The following is a 15,904-nucleotide window of genomic DNA, read 5'->3' on the forward strand; positions in this document are numbered from 1 at the left end:
GTGGCTGGCAGACGGCGCCGGCCGCCCCTATCCCATGAAATCCAATTCCCTACCTTCGGAGGGGACCGCACCGTGAGTACCAGCGTCACCGGCCTCGTCAGCGGCCTGGACACCAATTCACTCGTCTCCCAGCTCATGCAGGTCGAGGCGGCCGGTCAGACCCGTCTGAAGACGAAGGTGAACACGGAGGAGAAGGCGGTCACCGCCTATCAGTCCGTGAACACCAAGCTCGCGGCCGCCAAGACCGCGGCCGACGACCTCGGCAAGCTCGCCACCTGGCGGTCCGCGAAGGCGGCGTCCAGCAGCGCGACGGTCACCGCGACCACCGCGAGCGGCAACACCACTCAGACCGGCGCGGTCACGTTCGACGTGGTCTCGCTGGCCAAGGCACAGGTCTCCACCACGCGCGCCGCCAGCACCGGCGACGCCACCAGCCAGAACAGCATCACGATCACCAAGGGCGACGGTACGCAGGAGAGCGTCGACGTCTCCACGGACCGTTCGCTCGCCGGCATCGCCAGCGCGATCAACGGCGCCGGTCTGGGCATCAAGGCCACGGTGGTGGCGCTGGACGGCGGCGAGAGCGTCCTGCAGATGAGCGCGGCCAAGGCCGGCGTCGCGAACGGCTTCACGATCGACGGCGGCTTCGACACCGAGATCAAGACACCGACCGCGGCCGGCGACGCGAAACTCCAGGTGGGCGGCACGGACCTGGACGGCGGCTACGCCGTGACCAGCGCCAGCAACACGTTCAGCAACCTGATCGTCGGCACCTCGATCACGGTCACGAAGGAGGGCGAGACCGGCGTCACGGTCGACGTCTCCTCGGACACCTCGGCCATCACCGGCAGGGTGAAGGCCATGGTCGACGCCATGAACGGCGCGCTGTCGGAGATCAGCAAGCAGACCTCCTACAACTCGGCGAACAAGGCTTCCGCCGCGCTGACCGGTGACTACGCGGTACGCCAGGTCAGTCAGAAGCTGCTGAGCACGGTCAGCGGCGGCCTGCAGGACTTCGGCAGCCTCTCCAAGCTGGGCATCTCGCTCACCCGGGACGGCACGATCTCCTTCGACGAGGCGAAGTTCAAGAACGCGTACGAGGCCGATCCGGACGCGATCAAGACGGCTACCACGGCGTACTCGACGGTGGTCAAGGACTTGGCGGACAAGTCGCAGACCGGCGTCACGGACGTGATCAACGGTCGCAAGTCGCTCATCGACAACATGAACGACCAGATCAGCAACTGGGACATCCGGCTCGCCACCCGCAAGACGGCACTGAACCGGCAGTTCGCGAACCTGGAGACGTCGCTCAGCAGCATGAAGAACCAGTCAAACTGGCTGGCCGGTCAGCTATCCGGCCTGTAAGGGGGAAGCCTCGATGACCAGCCCGGCGCTGCGCAACCGATACCTGAACGACTCCATCACGACCGCCTCTCCCGGCCGGCTGCTGGTGATGCTCTACGACCGCCTGGTGCTGGACGTGGCGCAGGGCGAGGAGGCGCTGCTGGCCGGCGACCGGGTCACCGCGGCCGACAAGCTGCAGCACGCCCAGGAGATCATCATCGAGCTGCGGTCGACGCTCGACATGACCGTCTGGTCCGGCGCGGCCGGGCTGGCGTCGCTCTACGCGTACTGGCTGGCGGAGCTGATCGGCGCGAACGTCGGCAACGACGCGGCGCGGGCCCGCGCGGTCCGGGAGCAGATCGAACCGGTCCGGGACGCCTGGCGGGAGGCGGCCGCGCAGCCCGCGGCGGCCGGCTGAGAGCACACACCATGAACACCGCGCACGGTACGGAAGAGGGCTGGCGGTCGGCCTGGACGCAGGCGCTCGACCGCCTGGAGCTGGACGTCACCGTCGTGGAGACGCTGCTGTCCGACGCACACCGGATGGACGACGTGCCGGTGCCCGACCCGTGGTCACCTCCGGAAGGGCTCGGCCCGCTGCCGCTGGACCTGCGTCCGCGCGCGGACGGCATCCTCAAACGGCAGACCGCGGCCGCGCACCTGCTCGCCCAGCGCCTGGTCGGCACGCGCCGGCAGGTGGCGGCCGTGGCGAAGGTGGAGACCCGCGACTCGGTCCCGTCCCGTCCGGCGTACCTGGACTGCGCGATGTGACCCGTACCCTCGAAGCGTTTTGCCCTTTTGTCCCACGGACCCGCTGTCTGGGCCCGTGGGACTCGTTTCTTGACAACTGGACAACGGAAATCCGCACCCGAGCGGAAACCCGCGCGGCCTCAAGCGGGCGCTGCCCCGGCCGATGGGAGGGGTACGAGCACGGATCGCTCGCAGAACGACTCGCCACGGACCGGCGGCCCACGCAAGGGGGAAGGAGTCGGTGCCGTGTTCGACGATGTCACGTCGTCAGCGCTGCGTATCGCCGTGAACGGGCTCGCCGCCCGGCAGAAGGCGATCGCCAACAACATCGCCAACATCGAGACCCCGGGCTACCACGCCCAGAAGGTCAAGTTCGAGGAGGCGCTCTCGCAGGCCGTCGAGTCCGGCCGGCCGACCCGCGTCGCGCCGTCCGTGGACCGCTCGCTGGAGCCGACGCGGCTCAACGGCAGCAACGTCAACCTCGACGAGGAGACGCTCTCGCACGTCGACACGTCCATGCGGTACCAGCTCACGCTGCGCGCGCTGGACAGCAAGTACGGCCTGATCAGCACGGTTCTGAAGGGCTAGGGGGACGACTGATGAGCACATTCAACGCGATCGGGGTCGCCAGCACCGGCGTCACGGTCTACCGCAAGTGGCTGGACGCGGTGTCGGACAACGTCGCGAACATGAACACGGTCACCCGGACGTCGGAGTCCGCCTTCCGCGAGCGGTACATCGTCGCGCAGGAGGCCGGCGACGGCAACGGCGTGCAGGTCGGCGGTGCCGCGTTCGGCAACGCCGAGGGCCGGGTGGTGCACGACCCGGCCCACCCACTCGCGGACGCGGACGGAAACGTCCGTATGCCCGACATCGACCTCGGCTCCCAGATGGGCCAGCTGGTCATGGCACAGCGCGGCTACCAGGCCAACCTGTCCGTCGTCGAACGCGCCAAGGACTCCTACAACGCCGCCATTCAGCTCGGGAAGGGCTCCTGATGACGTCTCCCATCTCCGGCATCTCCGGTATCGGTGCCGCACTGCCGATCGCACCCGTCGCGCCGTCCGCGCCGTCGTCCACCCCGGCCGTCTCCGGCCCGAGCGGGGACTTCGCCTCGATGCTCGCCAGCGGCCTGGAGAACCTCCAGCAGGTACAGGGCCGTGCCGACGATCTGGCTGTGCAGGCCGCCAACGGCACGCTCACGGATCCAGCCGCCTACACGATGGCCAGCACCGAGGCGGCGCTGGCGACTCAACTCACCGTGGCAGTCCGGAACAAGGCTGTTGAGGCCTTCACAGAGATCATGAGGATGCAGGCTTGATGAAGAACCGGCTTCCGGCGCCCGTTCGCCGCCTGACCGACTCGTTCGCCTCCTTCACCAGCGGCCAGAAGGCCGTCACGATCTTCGCGGTCCTCGCACTCGCCATCGGCGGTTACTTCTTCGCCACCTGGGCTTCGAAGCCCTCGTACGCGATGTTGTTCAACAACCTCTCCGGTGAGGACGCGAGCTCGATCGTCGAGAATCTCACGGAGGAGGGTGTGGCGTACGAGCTCGCCGACGGCGGCGCGACCATCATGGTTCCGAAGGACCAGGTCTACGACCTGCGGATCCGGATGAGCGGCGAAGGACTGCCGGCCAACTCCGACTCGGGTTACGCGCTGCTGGACAAGCAGGGCATCACCACCTCGGAGTTCATGCAGCACGTCGGCTACCAGCGCGCGCTGGAGGGCGAGCTCAACAAGACCATCGGCGCGATCGACGGCGTCCAGGCCGCGACCGTGCACCTGGCGATCCCCCAGAAGGACGTGTTCTCCGACGACGCGGAGAAGCCGACCGCCTCGGTCCTGATCGCCGCGCAGGGCAACACCCCGCTGTCCAGCCAGCAGGTCCAGTCGGTCGTCCACCTGGTCGCCTCCAGCGTCGACGGGCTCGACCCGACCGCGGTGACCGTGGCCGACTCGTCCGGCAAGGTGCTCTCCGCCGGTGACGGCACCGCGGTGGGCGCGGGCAGCGGCGACGGCGACCAGAAGACCGCGGCGTTCCAGACCCAGATGAACAACAAGATCCAGGCGATGCTGGACAAGGTGCTCGGCCCGGGCAACTCGACCGTCACCACCACCGCGGACCTGGACTTCGACGCGGTCGAGACCAAGTCGACCAAGTACAACTACGACCCGACCGTGCCGGCGCTGTCCGAGTCGAACAGCCGGGAGACGTACTCGAACGGCGGGAACACCGCGGCCGGCGTGCTCGGACCGGACAACATCCAGGTGCCGGACGGCGCCGCCGGTACCGACGGCGGCGACTACGAGTCCACCCAGAACACCAAGAACAACGCGGTCAACAAGACCGAGGAGGTCCGCAGGGCCGCCGGCGGCGCGCTCAAGAAGCTCAACATGGGCGTCGTCATCAACAGCGCGGGCGCGGGCGGCATGGACCCGGCCGAGGTGGAGAAGCTGGTCGCGTCCGCGGCCGGCATCGACACCACCCGCGGCGACACGCTCGCGGTGTCGGCCGTGCCGTTCGACACCTCGGCCGCGGAGGCCGCCTCCACGTCGCTGACCCAGGCCACCAACGCGGAGAAGCAGGCCACCTACCTGTCGCTGGCCAAGACCGGCGCGGTCGTGCTGATCCTGCTGATCCTGGTGTTCGTGGCGTGGCGGGCCGGCCGCAAGGCCCGCCGCCAGCGCCTGACCGAGGAGGAACTGGCCCGGCTGGCCGCCGAGGAGGAGGCCGAGCGTGCTCGTCGCTCCTCGATGAGCACGCAGGTCGAGATCGAGCGCGCGAACGACCAGCACGCCGAGGACCGCGCGATGCGCCAGAAGGAGATCGAGCGCATGGTCGACGACCAGCCGGACGAGGTCGCGCAGATGCTCCGCGGCTGGATGTCGGAGCGCCGCTAGTGAGGTACGGGCCCGGCCGGGGACACCCGGCCGGGCCTGCCGCTTTTCCGTGACAGATGGGGGTGCCGGATGGCAAGCGGAACGATGACCGGCCTGCGCAAGGCCGCCGTGATGCTGGTCCAGATGGACAAGGAGCGCTCCGCCAAGCTGCTCGCTCAGCTGAAGGAGAGCGAGGTCGAGGAGCTCTCCGCGGAGATCGCCCGGCTGGGCCGGGTGGAGTCGGACACCGCCGACACCGTGATGGACGAGTTCCACGCGCAGATCACGGTGCGGCACGCCGGCCAGGGCGGCCTCGAGTACGCCCGGGAACTGCTGGAGGCCTCGCTCGGCCCGGAGCGCGCGTCGATGATCCTGGACCGGCTGAACGCGTCCATGACGGACATGCCGTTCAACTTCCTCAGCCACGCCGACCCCCGGCAGGTCCTCTCCTTCCTGCAGCACGAGCACCCGCAGACGATCGCGCTGGTCCTGGCGCACCTGCCCTCCACGCTCGCCTCGCAGATCCTCTCCGGCCTGGACGCGAACGCGCAGTCCGACGTGGCGCACCGGATCGCGAAGATGGACCGCACCTCCCCCGAGGTCATCCGGCAGGTCGAGATCGCGTTCGAGCGGAAGCTCAGCACCGTGCTGCAGCCGTCCGAGCTCTCCACGGTCGGCGGCCTGCAGCCCCTGGTGGACATCATCAACCGCTCGGACCGCGGCTCGGAGCGGCTCATCCTGGAGGGCCTGGAGGGCCGCGACCCGGAGCTGGCCGAGGAGATCCGGCGCCGGATGTTCATGTTCGAGGACATCAAGACCCTCGACGACCGCGCGATCCAGCTCATCCTGCGTCAGGTCGAGTCGAACGACCTGGCCACCGCGCTGAAGGGCGTCGCCGAGGAGGTCCGCGACAAGGTCGTGCGCAACCTCTCCGAGCGGGCCCGGGAGAACCTCCTCGAGGAGATCGACCTGCTCGGCCCGGTCCGGCTGCGAATGGTCGAGGAGGCGCAAACCAAGATCGTCCAGGTCATCCGGGCGCTGGAGGACTCCGGCCAGATCGAGATCCAGCGCGGCGGGGGTGACGCGGAGGATGAGCTCATCGCCTGATCCGGTCATCCGGGCCGCCGACGCCGGCCACGTCTCGGCCGCGCGGTTCGACATCGACCTGCGCCAGGAGGCGCCGGTCCCGTCCGAGGCGGTGGAGCGGGCCCGGACCGCGGCCCGCACCGCCGGTTACGCCGAGGGCTGGGCGCAGGGCCAGCAGGCCGCCGCGGTCGCCGCACACGCCGCCCGGGACCAGGCCGAGGCCGCGCACCGCGCGCACGAGGCACGCCGGCAGGCCGCGCTGGGCTCCGCGATCGGCGCGATCGGCGCGGCCGTGGACCGGCTGGACGCGCGGATCGTCCCCACCCTCGGCGACCTGCAGGAGACCGTGCTCGCCTGCGCGCTGGAGCTGGCCGAGGCGGTGATCGGCCGGGAGCTGGCGATCGCGCAGAACGGCGGGCTGGACGCGATCCACCGCGCGCTCGCGATGGCGCCGCCGACCGGTGACGTCCGGGTGCGGCTACACCCGAACGATTACCAGAATCTGCTGACCACCGCTACCGGCGGCGAGTTCACTCATGAGGGCCGGGTGATCCGCATGCAGGCCGACCCGGGCCTGCAACCGGGCGACGCGGTCGCCGAGTGCGGTCCCACGACGATCGACGCCACCATCGCGGCCGCGATGGCCCGGGTGAGGGAGGTGCTGGACCTGTGAGCACATCAGCTCTGCGCAACCGGCTCAGCTCGGCGGTGCGCGCGGCCAAGCCGATGGCGGTCGGCGAGGTCACCGGCGCGGTCGGCCTGCGCGTCACGGTCAGCGGCATCGGCGCGCGCGTCGGCGACCTGCTGCAGATCGGCGGCGACGACGAGCCGATCCTGGCCGAGGTGGTCGCGCTGGAGGGCGAGCGGCTCAGCTGCCTGCCGCTCGGCCCGATCACCGGCATCGGCACCGGCGCCCCGGTGGTGAACACCGGCGCCCCGCTTCAGGTGCCGGTCGGGCCGGACCTGCGCGGCCGGGTGCTGGACGGCCTGGGCCGACCGATGGACGGCGGCCCGCCGCTGCGCGGTGAGCGGGTCAGCATCGACGCGATCCCGCCGTCCGCGCTCGCCCGGCAGACCGTGGACCGGCCGATGCCGCTCGGCGTCCGGGTGCTGGACACGCTGATCCCGCTCGGCCGTGGCCAGCGGATGGGCATCTTCGCCGGCTCCGGCGTCGGCAAGTCCTCGCTGATGAGCATGATCACCCGCGGCTGCGACTGCGAGATCGCGGTGATCGGGCTGATCGGCGAGCGCGGCCGCGAGGTGCGCGAGTTCCTGGAGCGCGACCTGGGGCCGGAAGGGCTCGCGAGGTCCGTGGTGGTGATCGCCACCGGTGACCAGCCGCCGCTGGTGCGTCTGCGGGCCGCGTTCGTGGCGACCCGGATGGCGGAGTGGTTCCGGGACGAAGGCAACGACGTGCTGCTGATGATGGACAGCGTCACCCGTACCGCCATGGCGCAGCGCGAGGTCGGCCTGTCGGTCGGCGAGCCACCGGCCACCCGCGGCTACCCGCCGTCGGTCTTCGGCATGATGGCGTCGCTGCTGGAGCGCGCCGGCCCGGGGGCGGTCGGCAGCATCACCGCGCTCTACACGGTGCTGGTCGAGGGCGACGACCACAACGAGCCGATCGCGGACGCGGCGCGCGGCATCCTGGACGGCCACATCGTGCTGGACCGCAAGCTCGCCACGTCCGGGCACTTCCCGGCGATCGAGGCGCTGGAGTCGATCTCCCGGGTCGCGAACGTGGTCACCACGCCGGAACAGCGCGCGCTCGCCACCCGCCTGCGCCGGCTGCTGGCCGCGCACCGGGACGTGCGGGAACTGGTCGAGATCGGCGCCTACGTCCCCGGCACCAACCCGGACGCGGACATGGCCAACGCCATGTGGCCGCAGATCCTCGCGTTCCTCCGGCAGAACCTCGACGAGCCGACCCCGGTCGAGCACTCCTGGGCTTTGCTGAATTCCCTACTGAACGCCGACAACCTGCCGATTGAAGGAAGGTCATGATGAACCGCCGCCACTTCCGCCTCGCACCGGTGCTCCGCGCTCGACAGGCGCAGGAAGACGCGGCGAAGGGCGGGCTCGTCCGCGCCAGATCCTCCGAGCGCGATGCTCAGGACCTGGCGAAGCGGGCCTCGCTCGACCTGGTCGGCGCGCAGGCGCCGACCGAGGGCACCGCCCGGGCGATCGTCGCCGCCCTGGTGGCCCGGCAGGCGCTCGCCGCCAACCTGGCCGCCGCGGAGGCGAAGGTCGTCGAGGCCGGCGAGATCACGGCGCTGCAGCAGCAACTGCTCGCGGACGCGGCCAAACGGCGGCGTGCGGTGGAGCGGCTGGCCGAGCGGCACGCCGAGGCTCGCAAGGCCCACGAGATGGCAACCGACCAGAAGGCGATCGACGAACTGGCCGTGACGAACGGCCAGCGGGCTTCGGCCCGGGGAGCCAGTGCGTGATCCAAGGCATCGCTAACGTCCAGCAGCGCATCGCGCAACTGCAGACTCAGCTAGGCCTTAATCCGACCAGCACGAACCCGGTCACGGTCAGCAACACCAGCAAGACCAGCACCACCGCCGCGAGTGGCGCCAGTTTCGCCTCCGCGCTCACCGCGGCGACCGGGTCCTCGCCGGCCACGAACGGCGCCACCGGCGCCGGCATCGTCGAGGCAGCGAAGAAGTACCTCGGCGTGCCGTACGTGTTCGGCAGCACGAATCCGGACAAGGGCCTGGACTGCTCGTCTCTCGTGCAACGCGCTTACTCCGACATGGGCGTGAAGCTTCCGCGCATCGCGGCCGATCAGGCGAAGACCGGCACCGCGGTGCAGAGTCTCGACGCGGCCAAGCCGGGTGACATCCTCGCGTTCAACCGGCCGGTGGACCACGTCGGCATCTACCTCGGCGACAACAAGATGATCGCGGCGCCGAAGCCGGGTGACCACGTCAAGATCCAGAAGGTGTACGAGACGCCCAGCACCATCCGCCGGGTGCTCGACGACTCGGTCGCCGCGGCCCCGCCGGTCTCCACCGCGGCGGTCTCCGGGCTGCGGGCCGCCGCGCTCGGCACCAGCGCGTCACTGAGCGGCGTGCCGTACGCGGACCTGTTCACCCAGGCCGCGGCGAAGCACGGCGTGCCGGCGAAGCTGCTGGCCGCGGTCGCGAAGGTCGAGTCGGGCTACAACCCGAAGGCGGTCAGCCCGGCCGGTGCGCAGGGCCTCATGCAGCTGATGCCGTCGACCGCGCGCGGTCTCGGCGTCGACGACGCGTTCGACCCGAAGCAGGCCATCGAGGGTGCGGCCAAGCTGCTGAAGTCGAACCTGAAGGAGTTCAAGTCGCTCGACCTGGCGCTCGCGGCGTACAACGCGGGCGGCGGTGCGGTGAAGAAGTACGACGGGATCCCGCCGTTCGCGGAGACCCAGGCGTACGTGCCGAAGGTGAAGGCCGCGCTGGCCGCCCTCGGTTGATCCTCCGCTTTGACCGAAATATCGACTTTTTAGGGGAGACGTTTCAGCCGATGACCAACCCGATGTCCATCAACGCGTCGAACGCCACGTCGAAGACCAACGCCTCCGGCGCCGCCGCCAAGCGGCCCGGCGGCGACGCCGACGCGTTCTCCTCGATGCTGGCGACCGAGGTGGACTCGAAGCGGCCGGAGAGCCAGCGGCCGGAGAACCAGCGCACGGAAAGCCAGCGCACGGAGAACCGGCGCCCGGAGAGCGGGCGTTCGGACGAGCGCCGCGACCACGATGCGGCCCAGCGGCCCCGGGACAGCCGCGACGTCCGGCCCGCGCGCGACGCCCGGGACGCCCGGAACGTCCGGGAGACCAGGGACTCCCGGGACACCCGCGAGGTGCGGGACACCCGCGCGCCCCGGGAGACCGGCGAGGTCCGCGAGACGCGGGAGACCGGCGAGACGCGGGAGACCGGCGAGACGCGCGAGACGCGGGGCGGCGACGACGTCCGGGAGACCGAGCACGCCGGGCAGACCGGGTCTGCGGAGAAGAGCGAGAAGACCGAGGCCGCGGGCACCGCCGCCGAGGGTCAAGCACAGCAGCCCGCCGCCGTGCCGATGGACGCCTCGACCGCGCTGCTCGCGTCCGTGATCCCGACTTCGCCGGCACCGTCCGGCGCCACCACCACGGCGGCCACTGCGGCTGCTCCGGCAGCGGCCGGCCTCGCGCAGGCCGCGGGCCCGGTCGCACCGTCGGCGACCGCCGGTACCGCGCCCGCGACGACCGGCCCGGTCGCGGCTGCGCAGACCGGCGTGCCGCTGCCCGAGGGCTTCACGCCCGTGCCGGACGGCGAGACCGTCGCGCTGCCCACGGGCGCGGTCCCGGCGGCACCGCAGGCCACCACCGCACCGGCGGACGCGGCCGCCGTCACCGATCCCTCCGACACCACCGGCGCCACCGGCCCGGCCGGCGCCACCACGGCCGGCACCACCACGGCCGGCAGCACCGCGGCCGGCACTACGGACCCGGCCGCCACCGGGACCGCGCCGGCCACCACCGGTCAGGGCGACGCCCCGGCCGGCGGCGGCGAGCAGGGTGGCGACGCGCCCGGGAACGCGGCTCCGGCCGTACCCGCGACGCCCCAGGACACCGCGCCGGACGCGACCGCGGCCGGGCCGCAGACCGTGCCCACGCCGGGTCTGGACCCCGCGCGCACCGCGGCGCGGCCGGCCGGTGCGCCGGATCCGGCGCTGGCCGCGGGCGCGATCGCGCAGCCCGCCGCGCCGGCACCGGCCGCACCGGTCACCGCGGCGACCCCGATCCCGGCCTACACCGGCGCGCCGAACACGCCGCCGGCCCAGCAGGTCGCGATGCACATCGCGCCGCTGAAGCTGGAGGCGGACGGCATTCACCGGCTCACCGTGCACCTGCACCCGGTCGACCTCGGCCCGGTGAGCGTGGTGGCGGAGATCCGGAACGGCGACATCAACGTGCAGCTGTCCGGCGGCACCGAGGCCGGCCGGGAGGCGCTCCGCAACTCGATGAACGACCTGCGCAGGGAGTTGCAGGACGCCGGGTTCGGCAACACCAACCTGGACCTCGGCTCGGGCACGCCGCAGCAGAACGCGGACGCCTACCAGCGTCAGTTCGCGCTGCGCAACCAGAACCGGGGTGGCTACGGCGGCGGCGACGCGTCCGCCGCCGCGGAACAGTCCGCCGCACCGGCCGGCGCCTCGCGCGGCTTCTTCACCGACCGCGGCGGCGCGCGCCGGGTCGACACCACGGCCTAGACGCGGAGGTCGGAGCGAGGCGAGGTCCAGGTGTTGTGGAGGGTGTGCGGCGCGGAAGCCCGCATACCGGTGTTGTACGTGGGCTTTGCGACGTGCCCACGTCAACAGAGGCTCTGAGGGGGACATATGACCACGGGCGCCGTAGGCGGGTCCGGATACACCAACATCAGCGATGTCCTGGGCAAGTCGAACCAGGAGGCCGCGAAGTCGAGCAACAAGATGGATCAGGACACGTTCCTGAAGCTGCTCGTGGCGCAGATGAAATACCAGGACCCGAGCAATCCGGCCGACGCCACCCAGTTCCTCACCCAGACCGCTCAATTCACGCAGGTGGAGAAACTCGGCGCGATCGCCGACAGCGTGGCGAAACTGGACACGCTCGCCAGCGGGCAGGCGTCCATGCTGCAGAGCCAGCTGATGCTGGGCGCGAGCAATCTGATCGGGAAGACCGTGACCGCTAAAGATCCCGCCGGGGGTGCCGACATTACTGGTGTCGTCACGTCGGCGACATTTGGTGGCAGCACCCCGACGCTGAAAATCGGGGACAAGGATGTAGCGCTGTCCGACGTCAAGGATGTTCGTCAAGCCGCGAAGCCCAGCTAGACGCTCCGCGGTGAACAACCGGTCCAGCAACACACCACCGAACAAAGGAAACCACCTCTATGCTGCGTTCGCTGTTCTCGGGAATCGGCGGTCTCCGTGTCCACCAGCAGATGATGGACATCACGGGCAACAACATTGCCAACGTGAACACGGCTGGATTCAAGTCCAGTAACGCCGTATTCCAGGACACGCTCAGCCAGATGGTTCGCTCAGCCGGCTCACCGCAGGACACGGCTGGCGGGACAAACCCCGCACAGATCGGACTCGGCGTGAAGCTCGCCGGCGTCAACACCAACTTCTCGCAGGGTTCCGCGCAGACCACGGGTCGGAGCACGGACCTGATGATCCAGGGCGACGGCATGTTCGCGGTGAAGAACGGCAACGAGACCATGTACACCCGTGCCGGCTCGTTCTCGTTCGACACGCAGGGCAGCATGGTCACGGTCGGTGGCCAGAAGGTGATGGGCTGGCAGGCGGTGGACGGCGAGGTCGACGCCAACGGCGCGATCGAGCCGATCAAGCTGCCGCTCGGCCAGACCATCGCGCCGAAGGAGACCGACACCGTGACGCTGACCGGCAACCTCTCCGCGGAGGCGGCGACCACCGACCCCGCGATCGAGCTGCCGATCAGCGTGTTCACGGAGACCGGCGCGACCAAGAGCCTGACGCTCAGCTTCACGAAGACCGGCGACGACGCGTGGAGCGTCGAACTGCCGGACGGCGGAGGCACCGCGACGATCAACTTCACCGACGGTGTCCCCACCACTCCCACGGTCACGCTCGGCGACTACACCGTCGACGTCAGCAAGATGACCGAGTACAGCGGCAAGACGAACCCGAAGCTGAACCAGGTGGACGGTAACTCGTCGGGCACGCTGGCCTCGTACAACATCTCGCAGACCGGTGAGATCGTGGGTGTCTTCACGAACGGCATGAAGTCGACCCTGGGTCAGGTCGCGCTGGCGAACTTCAACAACGTCGGCGGCCTGGAGAAGGTCGGAGACTCGATGTTCCGGACCACGGTGAACTCGGGCATGGCACAGGTGGGCACGCCGTCCGACAGCGGACTCGGCACGCTCTCCAGCGGCATGCTCGAGATGTCGAACGTCGACCTCGCCAGCGAGTTCACCAACCTGGTCATCGCTCAGCGCGGTTTCCAGGCGAACTCTCGGATCATCACCACCTCCGACTCGATCCTCGAGGAGCTGGTCAACATCAAGCGGTAATCGTTCACAGCGTTTACCCGCCGGGGCGGGCCACGACAGTGGCCCGCCCCGGTTGCTTTTTGGTGGCATGTTTCGGCTCAGTTCCGGCAACAGACTGCCACCGGCCTGCTACTCCCGCTGGCTCACTTCACCGGCGCCGGCGTCGAATAGACATGTGCAGGCCACGGACGGCCTTCCAGCCCCAGCCAACAAGACGCCCCGAAGGACGGCTTAATCCGTGATTCTGGTTACCCGCCTCAACGGCACGGTGTTCGCACTGAACCCCGATCTGGTCGAGCGTGCCGACTGCACGCCTGACACGGTCGTCACCCTGGTCGACGGGACGAAGTACATCCTCGCCGAATCCGTGCCTGAGTTCATCGACCTGATCATGGGTTACCGCGCCGGCCTGATCGCGAAGGCACAGCGCCTGGACTGCACACCGCACCAGCTGCTCGACGACGACTCCGACACCACCGACTCTGATCCGGAAAAGACCGCGAAGGTCCTTCCGCTCCACCGAAAGGACCGTTGATGGACATCGCAACGATCGTCGGCGTAGTCGTCTCGCTCATCATCGTCTTCGTCGTGCAGGCGCTGGAAGGCGGTCACGCGGGCTCGATCATCCTGCTCCCGTCGATGCTCCTGGTCTTCGGCGGCGGCCTCGGTGCGGCCATGGCCGGCGGCATCCTGAAGGACACCACCGGGCTCGGGGCCTCGCTCCAGAAAGCGTTCCTGGCCAAGGTCGTCGCCTCGGACAAGCTGGTCGAGGACGTCGTCAAGCTCGCCGAGCGGGCCCGTCGCGAGGGCCTGCTGGCCCTGGAGGACGCGGTCAAGGAGGTGCCGCACCCGTTCCTGAAGCGCGGCCTGCAGCTCGCGATCGACGGCACCGACCCGGAAGAGCTGCACGACATCCTGCACGCCGAGATCACCGCCAAGAAGAAGGCGGACAAGGCCGGGATCAAGATGTTCGAGAACATGGGTGGCTTCGCCCCGACGATCGGCATCATCGGCACGGTCATGGGCCTCGTGCACGTGCTGGAGAACCTGGACAAGCCCGAGGGCCTCGGCCACGCGATCGCCGCGGCGTTCGTCGCGACGCTGTGGGGCGTGCTCAGCGCCAACCTGCTCTGGCTGCCGATCGGCAACCGGCTCACCCGGCTCAGCGCGCTGGAGGTCGACCAGATGGAGCTGACCATCGAGGGCGTGCTGGCCATCCAGTCCGGCTCCAACCCACGCCTGGTCGCCCAGAAGCTGCGCAGCCTCCTCCCGCCCGGCGGCAAGCCGGTCGCGGACGACAAGGGCAAGAAGGCCGCCTGATCCATGAGCAGACACATCGATTCCGAGGGAGGTGAGTAATGGCCAAGGCAGCCAAGCCCAGGAAGAAGGGCCACGAGGAGCACGAGGAGCACGTCAACCACGAACGCTGGCTCGTCTCGTACGCGGACATGCTCACCCTGCTCTTCGTTCTGTTCGTGGTCCTCTACTCGATGAGCAACGTCGACAAGGCGAAGTACGCCGAGCTGGCCGCCGGCCTCAAGGAGGGCTTCGGTGCCCAGTCGGCCGCACTGCAGGGCAACATCTCGCTGCTCGACGGCTCGGCCACGGACGCCAGCATCATGAACATCAACCCCGGCCTGGCCGAGGAGGTGTCCGGCGTGCCGAAGACCGCCACCGAGGACCAGATCGAGCAGGCGGTGGCCGCAGCCGACCGCCAGAAGGCCGAGCAGGACGCCGAGGCCGCCCGCGCCGAGGCCGAGAACCTCGACAAGATCAAGCAGCAGATCGACGCCGAGCTGAAGAAGGCCGGCCTGCAGGACCAGGTCAAGTACTCGATCGACGCCCGCGGTCTGATCGTCACCGTGGTCACCAACGAGGTCGTGTTCGGCGGTAACAAGGCGGACCTGCGGCCGAGCGGCAACAAGATCATTGACTCGGTGGTGCCGGCGATCAAGAAGATCCCGAACAACATCGAGGTCGACGGGCACACGAACCAGCTCAACGTGTCGGCCGGCGAGTACCCGAGCGGCTGGGAGCTCTCCTCGGCCCGCGCGTCCTCGGTGGTCCGGCGACTGATCGCGGACGGCATCTCGGACAAGCGCCTGATGGCGAACGGCTTCGCGGACACCCGCCCGCTGATCGACCCGAAGGACCCACGCTCGGTGACCATGAACCGCCGGGTCGACGTCATCATCCTGACCACCCTTCCGGCCACGCAGGCGAGCCTGTTGCCCACGGTCGCCGGCCACAAGTAACACACCAGCTTCCACACGCTTAAAGGGGAAATCTCATGGCTAAGGACGAGAAGGCCGCCGCCGAGGGCGACGCTCCCAAGAAGGGCGGCAAGAAGAAGCTCATCATGATCATCGTCGCGGCGGTGCTGCTGCTCGGCGGCGGTGGCGGCGGCGCCTTCATGCTGCTGGGCGGCGGGTCGAGCGAGGAGGAGGCCGCGCCGGCGCCGGAGCCGGGCGCGATCGTGGCGCTGGACCCGGTCACCATCAACCTCGCATCCGGGCACTACCTGAAGGTCGGCATCGCGCTGCAGGCGACCGCGACCGCGGTCGAGGAGCCGGACGGCAGCAAGGCGCTCAACCTGGCGATCGACCAGTACACCAACGTGCAGGTCGCCGAGCTGGAGACGGCCGAGGGCCGCGCCAAGCTCAAGGAGGCGCTGACCGAGAAGATCAAGGAAGCGTACGAGGAGGACGTCATGGCGATCTACTACACGACTTTCGTCACGCAATAAGCGACATGTCGGTAACGTGCGAGGCGGGCTCCGGTTCACCGGGGCCCGCCGGAGC

At 69.6% G+C, this 15,904-nt stretch carries 19 protein-coding genes; all 19 read left to right on the top strand.

What is annotated here, in order from left to right:
- Window positions 1-72: 72 nt before the first annotated feature.
- The 19 genes from fliD to J2S43_RS32645 all read left to right on the top strand — a co-directional run bounded on the left by fliD (window position 73) and on the right by J2S43_RS32645 (window position 15,849).
- The gene (gene fliD / locus J2S43_RS32555) at window positions 73-1,368 is read left to right on the top strand and encodes a flagellar filament capping protein FliD (RefSeq protein WP_306835682.1); all 1,296 of its coding nucleotides are present in this window, start codon (window positions 73-75) and stop codon (window positions 1,366-1,368) included.
- 13 nt (window positions 1,369-1,381) lie between these two features.
- Window positions 1,382-1,765 (top strand): flagellar export chaperone FliS, encoded by a 384-nt coding sequence (fliS, locus tag J2S43_RS32560; RefSeq protein WP_306835683.1) that lies wholly within the window; start codon window positions 1,382-1,384, stop codon window positions 1,763-1,765.
- An 11-nt stretch (window positions 1,766-1,776) separates the two neighbouring features.
- Window positions 1,777-2,118, top strand: a complete 342-nt coding sequence (locus J2S43_RS32565; protein WP_306835684.1) for a hypothetical protein — start codon at window positions 1,777-1,779, stop codon at window positions 2,116-2,118.
- A 225-nt stretch (window positions 2,119-2,343) separates the two neighbouring features.
- Entirely contained in the window at window positions 2,344-2,685 is a 342-nt protein-coding gene (locus tag J2S43_RS32570) for a flagellar basal body rod protein FlgB (RefSeq protein ID WP_306835685.1), read from the top strand.
- 11 nt (window positions 2,686-2,696) lie between these two features.
- Window positions 2,697-3,095: a flagellar basal body rod protein FlgC gene (locus J2S43_RS32575; protein ID WP_306835687.1), complete on the top strand. Its 399-nt coding sequence runs from the start codon at window positions 2,697-2,699 to the stop codon at window positions 3,093-3,095.
- The gene (gene fliE, locus J2S43_RS32580; protein WP_306835689.1) at window positions 3,095-3,418 is read left to right on the top strand and encodes a flagellar hook-basal body complex protein FliE; all 324 of its coding nucleotides are present in this window, start codon (window positions 3,095-3,097) and stop codon (window positions 3,416-3,418) included. The genes J2S43_RS32575 and fliE overlap by 1 nt, the downstream gene beginning before the upstream one ends.
- Window positions 3,418-5,001, top strand: a complete 1,584-nt coding sequence (gene fliF / locus J2S43_RS32585) for a flagellar basal-body MS-ring/collar protein FliF (RefSeq protein ID WP_306835691.1) — start codon at window positions 3,418-3,420, stop codon at window positions 4,999-5,001. Before fliE ends, fliF begins: the two co-directional genes overlap by 1 nt.
- Window positions 5,002-5,070: 69 nt before the next feature.
- Window positions 5,071-6,087: a flagellar motor switch protein FliG gene (gene fliG, locus J2S43_RS32590; protein ID WP_232323967.1), complete on the top strand. Its 1,017-nt coding sequence runs from the start codon at window positions 5,071-5,073 to the stop codon at window positions 6,085-6,087.
- Window positions 6,071-6,739 carry a FliH/SctL family protein gene (locus J2S43_RS32595; RefSeq protein ID WP_306835694.1) on the top strand — a complete coding sequence of 223 codons (669 nt, stop codon included), beginning with the start codon at window positions 6,071-6,073 and terminating at the stop codon, window positions 6,737-6,739. Before fliG ends, J2S43_RS32595 begins: the two co-directional genes overlap by 17 nt.
- A complete protein-coding gene (locus J2S43_RS32600; RefSeq protein WP_306835695.1) occupies window positions 6,736-8,070 on the top strand; it encodes a FliI/YscN family ATPase in 1,335 nt (444 codons plus the stop codon). The genes J2S43_RS32595 and J2S43_RS32600 overlap by 4 nt, the downstream gene beginning before the upstream one ends.
- Window positions 8,070-8,513, top strand: coding sequence for a flagellar FliJ family protein (locus tag J2S43_RS32605; RefSeq protein ID WP_306835696.1), 444 nt, complete (start codon window positions 8,070-8,072; stop codon window positions 8,511-8,513). The genes J2S43_RS32600 and J2S43_RS32605 overlap by 1 nt, the downstream gene beginning before the upstream one ends.
- Entirely contained in the window at window positions 8,510-9,517 is a 1,008-nt protein-coding gene (locus J2S43_RS32610; protein WP_306835697.1) for a transglycosylase SLT domain-containing protein, read from the top strand. Before J2S43_RS32605 ends, J2S43_RS32610 begins: the two co-directional genes overlap by 4 nt.
- A gap of 50 nt (window positions 9,518-9,567) precedes the next feature.
- A complete protein-coding gene (locus J2S43_RS32615; protein ID WP_306835699.1) occupies window positions 9,568-11,295 on the top strand; it encodes a flagellar hook-length control protein FliK in 1,728 nt (575 codons plus the stop codon).
- A gap of 126 nt (window positions 11,296-11,421) precedes the next feature.
- Window positions 11,422-11,898 carry a flagellar hook assembly protein FlgD gene (locus J2S43_RS32620; RefSeq protein WP_306835700.1) on the top strand — a complete coding sequence of 159 codons (477 nt, stop codon included), beginning with the start codon at window positions 11,422-11,424 and terminating at the stop codon, window positions 11,896-11,898.
- 59 nt (window positions 11,899-11,957) lie between these two features.
- Window positions 11,958-13,124, top strand: a complete 1,167-nt coding sequence (locus J2S43_RS32625) for a flagellar hook protein FlgE (protein ID WP_306835702.1) — start codon at window positions 11,958-11,960, stop codon at window positions 13,122-13,124.
- A 217-nt stretch (window positions 13,125-13,341) separates the two neighbouring features.
- A complete protein-coding gene (locus tag J2S43_RS32630; RefSeq protein WP_306835703.1) occupies window positions 13,342-13,638 on the top strand; it encodes a flagellar FlbD family protein in 297 nt (98 codons plus the stop codon).
- On the top strand, window positions 13,638-14,423 hold the full coding sequence (locus J2S43_RS32635; protein ID WP_306835704.1) for a flagellar motor protein: 786 nt from the start codon (window positions 13,638-13,640) through the stop codon (window positions 14,421-14,423). Before J2S43_RS32630 ends, J2S43_RS32635 begins: the two co-directional genes overlap by 1 nt.
- 38 nt (window positions 14,424-14,461) lie before the next feature.
- Window positions 14,462-15,358: a flagellar motor protein MotB gene (locus J2S43_RS32640; RefSeq protein ID WP_306835705.1), complete on the top strand. Its 897-nt coding sequence runs from the start codon at window positions 14,462-14,464 to the stop codon at window positions 15,356-15,358.
- Window positions 15,359-15,393: 35 nt separating this feature from the next.
- Window positions 15,394-15,849: a flagellar basal body-associated FliL family protein gene (locus J2S43_RS32645; RefSeq protein WP_306835706.1), complete on the top strand. Its 456-nt coding sequence runs from the start codon at window positions 15,394-15,396 to the stop codon at window positions 15,847-15,849.
- The last annotated feature ends 55 nt before the right edge of the window (window positions 15,850-15,904 follow it).

Origin of the sequence: Catenuloplanes nepalensis, from assembly GCF_030811575.1 — a bacterium.
GTDB lineage: Bacteria > Actinomycetota > Actinomycetes > Mycobacteriales > Micromonosporaceae > Catenuloplanes > Catenuloplanes nepalensis.

Coding starts and splice junctions, on each gene's coding strand:
- fliE (WP_306835689.1), top strand. CDS start 3,095: ATGACGTCTCCCATCTCCGGCATCTCCGGTATCGGTGCCGCACTGCCG.
- J2S43_RS32605 (WP_306835696.1), top strand. CDS start 8,070: ATGAACCGCCGCCACTTCCGCCTCGCACCGGTGCTCCGCGCTCGACAG.
- J2S43_RS32615 (WP_306835699.1), top strand. CDS start 9,568: ATGACCAACCCGATGTCCATCAACGCGTCGAACGCCACGTCGAAGACC.
- J2S43_RS32575 (WP_306835687.1), top strand. CDS start 2,697: ATGAGCACATTCAACGCGATCGGGGTCGCCAGCACCGGCGTCACGGTC.
- J2S43_RS32635 (WP_306835704.1), top strand. CDS start 13,638: ATGGACATCGCAACGATCGTCGGCGTAGTCGTCTCGCTCATCATCGTC.
- J2S43_RS32645 (WP_306835706.1), top strand. CDS start 15,394: ATGGCTAAGGACGAGAAGGCCGCCGCCGAGGGCGACGCTCCCAAGAAG.
- fliF (WP_306835691.1), top strand. CDS start 3,418: ATGAAGAACCGGCTTCCGGCGCCCGTTCGCCGCCTGACCGACTCGTTC.
- J2S43_RS32625 (WP_306835702.1), top strand. CDS start 11,958: ATGCTGCGTTCGCTGTTCTCGGGAATCGGCGGTCTCCGTGTCCACCAG.
- J2S43_RS32565 (WP_306835684.1), top strand. CDS start 1,777: ATGAACACCGCGCACGGTACGGAAGAGGGCTGGCGGTCGGCCTGGACG.
- fliG (WP_232323967.1), top strand. CDS start 5,071: ATGGCAAGCGGAACGATGACCGGCCTGCGCAAGGCCGCCGTGATGCTG.
- J2S43_RS32640 (WP_306835705.1), top strand. CDS start 14,462: ATGGCCAAGGCAGCCAAGCCCAGGAAGAAGGGCCACGAGGAGCACGAG.
- J2S43_RS32620 (WP_306835700.1), top strand. CDS start 11,422: ATGACCACGGGCGCCGTAGGCGGGTCCGGATACACCAACATCAGCGAT.
- J2S43_RS32595 (WP_306835694.1), top strand. CDS start 6,071: ATGAGCTCATCGCCTGATCCGGTCATCCGGGCCGCCGACGCCGGCCAC.
- fliS (WP_306835683.1), top strand. CDS start 1,382: ATGACCAGCCCGGCGCTGCGCAACCGATACCTGAACGACTCCATCACG.